The 7452-nt window shown below is 44.2% G+C and carries 8 protein-coding genes; 6 read left to right on the top strand and 2 right to left on the bottom strand.

The window, feature by feature from the left end; translation table 11 throughout:
- Positions 1-122 precede the first annotated feature (122 nt).
- Complete coding sequence (locus AB4274_RS00040) at positions 123-755, bottom strand: response regulator (protein WP_017062609.1); 633 nt, start codon at positions 753-755, stop codon at positions 123-125.
- Complete coding sequence (narQ, locus tag AB4274_RS00035) at positions 742-2472, bottom strand: nitrate/nitrite two-component system sensor histidine kinase NarQ (RefSeq protein WP_017062610.1); 1731 nt, start codon at positions 2470-2472, stop codon at positions 742-744. Before narQ ends, AB4274_RS00040 begins: the two co-directional genes overlap by 14 nt.
- Before the next feature lie 253 nt (positions 2473-2725).
- Here narQ and napF point away from each other — a divergent pair, with 253 nt between their 5' ends.
- The 6 genes from napF to AB4274_RS00005 all read left to right on the top strand — a co-directional run bounded on the left by napF (position 2726) and on the right by AB4274_RS00005 (position 7367).
- Complete coding sequence (gene napF, locus AB4274_RS00030) at positions 2726-3205, top strand: ferredoxin-type protein NapF (protein ID WP_102428553.1); 480 nt, start codon at positions 2726-2728, stop codon at positions 3203-3205.
- A 23-nt stretch (positions 3206-3228) separates the two neighbouring features.
- On the top strand, positions 3229-3534 hold the full coding sequence (locus tag AB4274_RS00025) for a chaperone NapD (protein ID WP_017062612.1): 306 nt from the start codon (positions 3229-3231) through the stop codon (positions 3532-3534).
- Positions 3531-6020 carry a periplasmic nitrate reductase subunit alpha gene (gene napA, locus AB4274_RS00020; RefSeq protein ID WP_017062613.1) on the top strand — a complete coding sequence of 830 codons (2490 nt, stop codon included), beginning with the start codon at positions 3531-3533 and terminating at the stop codon, positions 6018-6020. Before AB4274_RS00025 ends, napA begins: the two co-directional genes overlap by 4 nt.
- 125 nt (positions 6021-6145) lie before the next feature.
- The gene (locus AB4274_RS00015) at positions 6146-6607 is read left to right on the top strand and encodes a nitrate reductase cytochrome c-type subunit (protein ID WP_017062614.1); all 462 of its coding nucleotides are present in this window, start codon (positions 6146-6148) and stop codon (positions 6605-6607) included.
- A 29-nt stretch (positions 6608-6636) separates the two neighbouring features.
- Positions 6637-7218: a NapC/NirT family cytochrome c gene (locus AB4274_RS00010; RefSeq protein WP_009845456.1), complete on the top strand. Its 582-nt coding sequence runs from the start codon at positions 6637-6639 to the stop codon at positions 7216-7218.
- An 11-nt stretch (positions 7219-7229) separates the two neighbouring features.
- Positions 7230-7367 (top strand): TIGR02808 family protein, encoded by a 138-nt coding sequence (locus tag AB4274_RS00005; RefSeq protein ID WP_010430103.1) that lies wholly within the window; start codon positions 7230-7232, stop codon positions 7365-7367.
- Positions 7368-7452: the final 85 nt, after the last annotated feature.

Here is a 7452-nt window from a genome sequence, read left to right as displayed (position 1 = left end):
GAACTTAATAAGTTCAGCGCCTTTTTTAATGTCACTTTCTCAACATCGTTAAAACTATCGAGACATGTACAAAATGTATAAACAGTCAGGCTTGAAATAGTGTTATCTCAAAGGAACACGCCCTACTTCATTTCACCATAGCGTTCTAGATACAGAACCGTGGCAGCGGTACGGGAAGGCACTTGCAGCTTTTTCAGTAGACTCTTCATATGTACCTTAACTGTCGATTCAGAAATAAACAGGTGATCGGCGATCTGCTTATTACGGTAACCTTTCGCGACTTCTTGAAGGATCTGCATTTCACGTTCAGTCAGTTGTTCGAAGATATCATTGCGGCTTCCAGCATCATTTAGGTAACGAGCAACCACACTGCTGTAAGCCTTGTCACCGCTGTGTGCTTGCTTAAGCAGTTCAATTAACTCATCGGGTTCAGTGTCTTTCAACAAGTAGCCATCAGCGCCTGCTTTTACAATCGCTTCAATGTCTGCAGGGCTATCAGAAACCGTTAGAATAACAATGTTTGCGCTAGAACCGTCAGTGCGAAGTGCTTTCAAGGTATCTAAACCAGACATGCCCTTCATATTGAGATCCAAAAGGATCAAATCAGGTTCTTCTTCATGAGCAAGAGCAACCGCTTCAGTGCCGTTACTTGCTTCTGCAATCACTTCGAATTCGTCTTCAAAGCTCAGTAATTGGCTTATACCTCTGCGCATCAATGGATGATCATCAACCAGCATTACTTTACAAATCGTCAACTTTAACTTCCTTCAAACTTTTATATTTCAATATGACTGTACAGCCTTCACCTTGCGCCGCTTCAATCGTCAAGTCGCCATTCAGTCTTGCCGCACGCTCCTGCATAATGCTCATCCCGTAGTGGTTCACCTTGGAACTACTTGAGTCAAAGCCATCTCCATTATCTTTTATCACGACTAATACTTCACCGTCCTCATCGATACAGCATACATCTATCAAGTCGGCATTGGCGTGTTTTATTGCATTTATTGTTGCTTCACGAATCAATTGAAGCAAGTGAACCTGACTATGCGCATCAAGCTCGATCGATGAGAGATTATTAGTGAGGTTAATCTTCGCATCGGTTCTCTCGCTGAGCGCCTCAAGCATGGTACTTAAGGCGTCTCCAAAGTTGCCCTCTTTAATGGTCAACCTAAATGTGGTGAGTAGCTCTCTTAACTGGGTATAAGCGTCGGCTAAGCCGTTTCCGATCTCAGACGCGATTTGTTCAGATTGCTCTCGGTGCTGTTGCTCTGGCAGTTTGCCAATCACACGCTTTAATAGTGTAACTTGAATTTTCAAGTACGACAGTGATTGAGCCAATGAATCGTGGAGTTCACGTGCAATCGTGGCACGCTCTTCCATGATAATAAGCTGTTCAGCTTTCTTTTGAGCACGATTGTAGTAGATCGCTCTCGATAGCAGTTGAATGAAGCTTTCGATCAGAGCTTTAGTTGAGTGCCCGTGGTGATATGAACAGTATAAATAGCCGAGAATAAGTTCGTTATCGTCGAGTTTCATCTCAAACTTTTCGTAGTCTAAATTCGAATCGTAACCTTCATCCATAATCAATGAACGGCCTGAGTTATCGACAATCTCGAGCCTCAGTGATCCAATCCCTTCCAAGCTCACGAGATGCTGCAAGATAGCTCGGAAGTTTTCAGGAGCAATACGCGTCACCGTGAGCTCTTGTGACGAGTTATAAAGTGCCTGCAGCGACTGGTTCGCATTTTGCAGCTCAATCGTCTTTGCATCCACCACATCTTCAAGGTTTCGATAAAGCACGCCTAAATCTTTGGCCATCGAGTTGAAGGTTTTGGTCAAAATGCCCATTTCGTTGTTACTGGTCACCTTGAGTTCTACCTCGAAGTCGCTGTTTTTGATTCTTTGGCTCGCACCGACAAGAGCATGTAGCGGTTTAACAACCTGTTTACGTACAAAGTGAACAACAAAAAGAGATATGACCAGAATCCCACCAAGGCCGATACCACCAGCCCACGCTAACTTTATTAACTTGTCTTCAGAGAACTCTTGCAGCTTATAAACGAAGCCATCGATTTCAGCCACGAAGTTTTCAACCAACACGAGATAGTGATCGCGCTCTTCGCTATTCAAGACCTGTTTTAGCTCATGCCAACGGCCGATAATTAAATAGTAATCTTCTGTGATGTCTGTCGGAACATTCCAACTGACCAAATTAGTCATGGATGGCGAGTAAAGAGAACTTTCGAATTCACGAATATGAGATTCATAATCGACAGATTCTATTTGAATATCATGGGCTAAACGGTAGCTTTGCATTCGCATTGAACCGGCCACGTTAACCGCTTCCGCATCATTCAAACTTGAAGCCAAAGTAAAGATGGCAAAGCCAGTCGTAGCAACCGACAACAGCAGTATAGAGAGCAAAGATTTTGCTATCGTACTTGTTACAGATGAAACCGGTTTTATAAGCAAAAGTGCCTTCCTATTGATAAATGACTTGCCAGCGATATCGTATTGTCACACATCAAAAATCATAGCTCCATTCAATATGTGATCACTCGCTCCGTAATTTATTGATCTAAGACAATATATGCCCCCAATTAGCCCTTAGGGGGTATTTATACAATTGTTTCTAAAACTACACTACTTGTGAGGACTCATTACAAGATATTAATAGAATAATGACCTACAATTACAACATCTTAGTAACATCTATAGGTATCTAGTGGTAGATCTATCAAAACGCCGTCTTTTTTCAAGACGAAAAGTTGACTCAAGCCAGATTCGTTTGCCTTGGATTGACAGCCTAGAAAGCTTTACAGATGACTGTACTCGCTGCGGTAAATGCATCGAGAGTTGTGAGACTAAGATAATCATTATAGGCGATGGTGGTTTTCCCACTGTAGATTTCTCTATTGATGAGTGTACGTTCTGCTATCAATGTGCAGATGTTTGTCCCGAACCCATTTTTAAGCCAAAGCAAGGAGAGCCTTGGCAAGCAAAAGCACAAATCTCTGATAAGTGTTTAGCGCAACAAAATGTTGAATGCCGAAGCTGTGGTGACATGTGTGAACCTATGGCCATTCAATTTGAACTTAGAGCAGGCAGTGTTGCTCTACCAAAAATCGAGTTAGATGAGTGTAGCGGTTGTGGGGCCTGCGTAGCAATTTGCCCTACTTCGGCTATTCTTGTGAGTAATGCATAAAACAAAAATAACGAGAGCAATTTATGGCACTAAATGAAGTGCATATATCAAGTTTAGTCGTGCATGTGAGCCCTGAGCATCTAAATGAGATCAAAGCGGAGATCGATCAATTCGATAACGCTGAAATCTACGGAGATAGCCCTGAAGGCAAAATCATCGTGGTCCTAGAAACTGAAAACCAAGGTTTTGTAACGGACACCATCGAAGCAATAAACAACATTAAGAACGTTTTGGGGACAGCTTTGGTTTATCACCAAATCGAAACTGGACTCGACGAAACGGATTTAGAAACTGGAAGTAACAATTCTCAACTTGAGGGTGAAGTATGAAAATGACAAGACGTGCGTTTGTGAAAGCAAACGCAGCTGCATCAGCGGCAGCCGTTGCAGGTGTAACTCTACCGGCAACAGCAACCAACCTGATTGCTAGCTCTGATCAAACAAAAATCACGTGGGATAAAGCGCCTTGTCGTTTTTGTGGTACGGGCTGTTCAGTACTAGTAGGTACTCAAAACGGTAAAGTGGTTGCGACTCAAGGCGATCCAGAAGCTCCTGTAAACAAAGGCCTTAACTGTATCAAAGGCTACTTCCTTTCAAAAATCATGTACGGCAAAGACCGTCTAGAACAACCTCTTCTTCGTATGAAAGATGGTGAGTTCCATAAAGATGGTGATTTCGCACCCGTATCTTGGGACAAAGCGTTCGACGTGATGGCTGAGAAATGGAAAGCTTCACTGAAGAAGAACGGTCCAACAGGTGTTGGTATGTTCGGTTCAGGCCAATGGACAGTAATGGAAGGCTACGCAGCCGTTAAGATGATGAAAGCGGGTTTCCGTTCAAACAACATAGATCCAAACGCTCGTCACTGTATGGCTTCTGCTGTAGTAGGCTTCATGCGCACTTTCGGTATTGATGAGCCAATGGGTTGTTACGATGACTTTGAACACGCAGACGCATTCGTACTGTGGGGTTCAAACATGGCAGAAATGCACCCAGTACTATGGACTCGTATTACAGACCGTCGTCTAAGCCACCCACACGTTAAAGTAAACGTACTGTCTACTTACTACCACCGTTCTTTCGAGCTTGCAGACACGGGTTACATCTTCAACCCTCAGTCTGACCTTGCGATCGCAAACTTCATCGCAAACTACATCATCCAAAACGATGCGGTTAACTGGGACTTCGTGAACAAGCACACGAACTTCAAGCAAGCAACGACAGACATCGGTTACGGTCTGCGTGACGATGATCCACTACAGAAAGCAGCCGCAAACCCTAACTCAGGCGAAATGACTGCTATCTCTTTCGAAGACTACAAAGCGTCTGTTGCTGAATACACAGTTGAGAAAGCGTCTGAAATGTCAGGTGTATCTCAAGAAGACCTTATCAAGCTGGCTAAGCAATATGCCGATCCAAACATCAAAGTAATGTCACTTTGGACTATGGGTATGAACCAACATACTCGTGGCGTATGGATGAACAGCCTTGTGTACAACATCCACCTTCTTACAGGTAAGATTTCTACTCCAGGTAACAGCCCATTCTCACTAACTGGCCAACCGTCAGCGTGCGGTACAGCGCGTGAAGTTGGTACATTCGCTCACCGTTTACCTGCCGATATGGTGGTTGCTAACCCTAAACACCGTAAAATTGCAGAAGATATCTGGAAACTTCCAGAAGGCACCATTCCACCGGTACCCGGCGCTCACGCTGTTCTTCAAGACCGTATGTTGAAAGACGGTAAAATCAACGCTTACTGGGTAATGTGTAACAACAACATGCAAGCGGGTCCAAACATCAACACTGAACGTCTGCCAGGTTACCGTAACCCAGATAACTTCATTGTATGTTCTGACCCGTACCCAACGGCAACAGCTCAAGCGGCTGACCTCATCCTTCCAACAGCAATGTGGATTGAGAAAGAAGGCGCTTACGGTAACGCAGAGCGTCGTACACAAGCATGGTACCAACAAGTGAAAACTGTAGGTGAAGCTAAGTCTGACCTATGGCAAATCATGGAATTCTCTAAGCGCTTCACTATTGAAGAAGTTTGGGGTGAAGAACTGGTTGCGAAAATGCCTGAGTACCGTGGCAAAACCATGTACGACGTGCTTTACAAAAACGGCAACGTTGATGCATTCCCACTGTCTGAAGCTCAAGAGCTTAACGACGATGCACAAGCTCAAGGTTTCTACGTTCAAAAAGGTCTATTCGAAGAATACGCAGCCTTTGGTCGCGGCCACGGTCACGATTTAGCACCATACGATCGCTACCACCAAGTTCGTGGTCTACGTTGGCCTGTTGTTGACGGTAAAGAGACACTATGGCGCTTTAAAGAAGGTTCAGATCCATATGCTAAGAAAGGTTCTGATTGGGACTTCTACGGCAAACCAGATGGTAAAGCACTGATCATCAATGCACCATACGAAGCGCCACCTGAAGTACCAAACGATGAATACGATATGTGGCTATGTACAGGTCGTGTTCTTGAGCACTGGCACACAGGTACTATGACTCGTCGTGTACCAGAACTTTACAAAGCAGTACCGGATGCACTTTGTTACATCCACCCTGCTGATGCTAAAGCTCGTGGTCTTCGCCGTGGTGATGAAGTTCTTATCGAAAACAAACGTGGTGAAGTACGCGTTCGTGTTGAAACTCGTGGTCGTAACCGTCCACCACAAGGCTTGGTATTCGTACCATTCTTTGATGCAAGAATTCTGATCAACAAGTTGATCTTGGATGCAACGGATCCTCTGTCTAAACAGACGGACTACAAGAAGTGTCCAGTTAAGATCACTAAGGTCGCTTAAGGACAATATGTTCTTACCACTTAGCTCGTAGATCTGACGTTTTTAATATTGCGACTGCTTTTTTCGTTACTTTTTGAAAGAAGTAGTCCACTCAAAGAATTAGCCTTTAGGCGGAGAAATTAACCATGAAAAAACTGATTACTGCCCTACTATCAGCTGGTCTTTTGCTAGCTGGTGCAGTTCAAGCTGAAGCTGAACTGGATAACCCAGGCGGCATTGGTGGCGTAGAATCTCTACGTGGTGCAAGTGAACTTGAAGCAACTCGCGCAGCAGATGACTTCAAAAAGTTCCCTCGTGACCAAGTACTTGAGAGTGACTACGTATACCAACCACCTCTAGTGCCTCATACTATTCGTAGCTATGAAGTTTCTCTTAACGCTAACAAGTGTCTTTCTTGCCACAGCTGGAAAAACGCAAAAGAAATGGGTGCTACTAAAGTGAGTGTAACTCACTACATGAACCGTGAAGATGCGGTACTTGCAGACGTATCACCTCGTCGTTACTTCTGTCTACAGTGTCACGTACCTCAAGCTAATGCTAAGCCACTAGTTGAGAACGAGTTCAAACCTGTAGATTCACTGCGTTAATCGTAGCCGGACTGTAAGAGAGGCTATATATGATAAAATTACTTAAAGCGTTTTGGAAAAGACTTGCGACACCAAGCAAAGCAGCCGTAGGCGTTGTTTTGTTCTTGGGTTTCTCGGGTGGTCTTTTGTTCTGGGGTGCATTCAACACGGGTATGGAGGCAACCAACACGGAAGAATTCTGTTCTGGCTGTCACGCACCTATCGTTGCTGAAATCCAAGAGACAATTCACTACTCTAACCGTTCTGGTGTTCGTGCTATCTGTTCAGACTGTCACGTTCCTCATGAATGGACAGATAAAATTGTTCGTAAGGTTCAAGCATCTAAAGAGCTATACGCACACTTTATTGCGAAAACCATCAATACTGAAGAAAAGTTCAAAGCACGTCGTGCTCACCTAGCGGAACGCGAATGGGCTCGATTGAAGAAGAACGATTCACTTGAGTGTCGTAACTGTCACCAGTTCGATTACATGGACTTCTCAGAGCAGAGCCCCCGTAGTGCGAAACAACACTCGACTGCGCTAGCTTCTGGTGAAAAAACGTGTGTAGACTGTCACAAAGGTATTGCACACAAACTACCAGACATGCACGGCGTTGAAGGCTGGCAATAAGGAGCGATTGAATGAGTACTTTAGAAAGCGTAATTTGGCACATCCTAGGTTACAGCGCTATGCCAGTTATCATTCTTGGTGGCTTTGCAGGTGTTGCAGCCGTATCTCTTTGGATTTTATCTATGGGTAAAGACAAAGAAATCGATTAACAATCGAGATTCCATCAACTTCTACCAGATAATTCTGATATGAGTTGATACGAAAAAGCCACTGATTTGAACTGACCCCCAATAG

This window comes from Vibrio sp. 10N.261.55.A10, assembly GCF_041470825.1.
Taxonomy (GTDB): domain Bacteria; phylum Pseudomonadota; class Gammaproteobacteria; order Enterobacterales; family Vibrionaceae; genus Vibrio; species Vibrio crassostreae_C.
Note: the sequence above shows the minus strand (reverse complement) of the source record. Positions and strands in the feature narration are given on the sequence as shown.